Below are 2273 nucleotides of genomic sequence, written 5' to 3' on the forward strand. Positions count from 1 at the left end.
CCGCCCCCCGCCCCCCCCGCCCCCCCCCCCCGCCTCCCCCCCCCCCCCCCCCCCACCCCCCCACCCCCCCCCCCCCCCCCCCCCCCCCCCCCGCCCCGCCACGCCCCCGAACAGACGAAAATCCCGACCGTGGACGATCGGGACCTTCGTCCAGCCCGGTGGAGACGCTTCTCCTGGCGAAACCCCCTTGTCCGGGGCCTCGCTGTGTCGTCAAGCCAACTGAGCTCCTTGATAGGCAAATTGGATATGACGCACTGAGGGGACGTCACCCGCCACATGGAAGCCTGACGTACTGTTCGGCAGTGAACGCCGACGGCGTCAGGCCGTCTTGCGCCCCGCGGGTAGGAGATCGCATGCAGGATCCTTCGGACTCGACGGAGGCCGCTGGGCCCGAAGGAAACGGCCGGAGCGGTACCGGCGACTCACGTGCCGCGGACTGTCCGGCACCCCGCTCGGGCAGCGACCCGGCGGCGGCGTCCACGGTGCTGGTGGAGGTGCGGCCTGGGGTCGCCGTCGCCTTCGGCGAGGTCCCCGCGGAGCTCGTCGCGGAGCTCAAGCTCCGTCCGGTCGACTTGGGGCTCGTGTCGGTCGACGACCGAACGCGGATCTCGGCAGCCCTCGCCTCGATCGGCAACACGGCGACCGTGGGCGGCAACCTCGCGCACGCGTTCGCCAGTGTGGAGGGGGTCTACAGGCTCGGCGACGCGGCGCGGGCGTATCTGAGCGCCGGCGGGACGCTCGCCGTCAAGGACGGCGCGAATCTCGGAGCAGTGTTCCTCAACGGCAAGATAGTCCACCAGGTCCGCTGGGTCCCGGTCACCGCGGTGACCGCTGCGGGGGTCGTGGCCGCGATCGGGCCGGCACTGGCCATGGTCGCGCTTCACATGATGCTGAGCCAGGTCGCGAGCCTCGTCCGAACCAACATCGCGCTGACAAGCCAGGTCCTCACGACCATGCGCCACGGGCAGTGGGCCGACCTGACGGCGCTCGTCGATTCCGTCGACAGTGCGGTCGGCCGCGCGCGAGAACTCGAAGCGGTCACGACGACCGAGTGGGAGAAGGTCGCGGCCAAGGACGACGACCTGCGCAAGCAGCGTGAAACGTACCGTCTGCACGTCGGCGAACACGTCCGGCAGCTCGGACAGCTCGACACACCCGGCCGACGTCAGTACCTCGAGACGAACGCCGCGGCGATCATTTTCGACGCCCATGCCCTCCTGTCATCGCTCAAGGCATGGACCGGGTACCAGACGCTCCACGCTGCGCGTGCGAGAGCCGCTGGACGCGAAGACGACGACGAGGCACGGCTCGTCGAGATCATCGAGCGCGAGACCGGCGAGGAGTTCACCTCCGCATTGGCCGAGACGACGAGTCTCGTCGACTCGCTGACGCGGGAGCTACGCATCATCGCCGAGCTCCCCGGACGGGCGACGGTGCCGCTGGTAGGGAAGCGGAAGGACGCGAAAAGGGCTCGTCTCACCAGCGCCGAACTTCTCAAGGCCATCCAGCCCCTTGCCGACGCTCTCCATCCACCAGCCCCTCCACTCCAAGCTCCTGCCGTCGTCTGCGCGCCCAAGTCACTGAATGTCCAGCGGTACCTGCGCATCCTGCGATGGTTCCTCGAGGACGGTGAGACCCTCCGCGCCCTCGGTCTCGATGCCCCCGCCCGCATTGGCGCGATCCTCGACGGAGCGAAGGGAAAGGTCGCGTCGGCGATGGACAAGACGGCGTCGAGGAATCTGGTCGCCGTCACGGACCGCCGCATCATCACGGCCAAGACGAACGCATTCCTCGGGCAAGGTGAAATCGGTCGTGCATTCCCGGTAGACCGAGTGCGATACGTCCGAGCACCGGCTACGCGGGACGGGAACGGGCGCTCGGTGATCGACCTCATCACGCCCGAGGACAACATCCGGTGGCTCTTCGAATCCGACGTCGACGACTCCGACGTGACCGCGCTCGCCGCGGTGCTGGCCGAGTCGATGAACATCCCGGATGACGAACGGGTGCGACTTCGACAGCGGCGCCACGTCCCACTGGAAACCGGCACGGGAGGCGAGGGTGCCGGTACGAAACCTGTGGAACCGGCTGGATCGCCGGCTCCGACCGGCGATGGCAGCCCCTGACTCCTGCCGCTGCTCTGGTGACCAGGGCTCTCGCGTGCCCCGGCGGTTGCTCCAGCCCTGGACTGCGGAGCGCCGACGGCTGCGCGAGGCCCCGCACCGATGGCGGTTCCGTGCACATGCGCCCATGCTTGCCGGAAGCTCCCACCC

Annotated in this window: 1 protein-coding gene; it reads left to right on the forward strand. The window is 69.3% G+C overall.

The annotated features are described in order from the left end of the window. Window positions 1-353: 353 nt before the first annotated feature. Window positions 354-2126, forward strand: coding sequence for a hypothetical protein (locus OSB71_RS24075; protein ID WP_265950921.1), 1773 nt, complete (start codon window positions 354-356; stop codon window positions 2124-2126). The last annotated feature ends 147 nt before the right edge of the window (window positions 2127-2273 follow it).

The organism is Streptomyces marinisediminis, from assembly GCF_026262575.1.
GTDB classification, from domain to species: domain Bacteria; phylum Actinomycetota; class Actinomycetes; order Streptomycetales; family Streptomycetaceae; genus Streptomyces; species Streptomyces marinisediminis.

Excerpts from the sequence above, each read along its gene's own strand:
- OSB71_RS24075 (WP_265950921.1), top strand. The coding sequence starts at position 354 with ATGCAGGATCCTTCGGACTCGACGGAGGCCGCTGGGCCCGAAGGAAAC.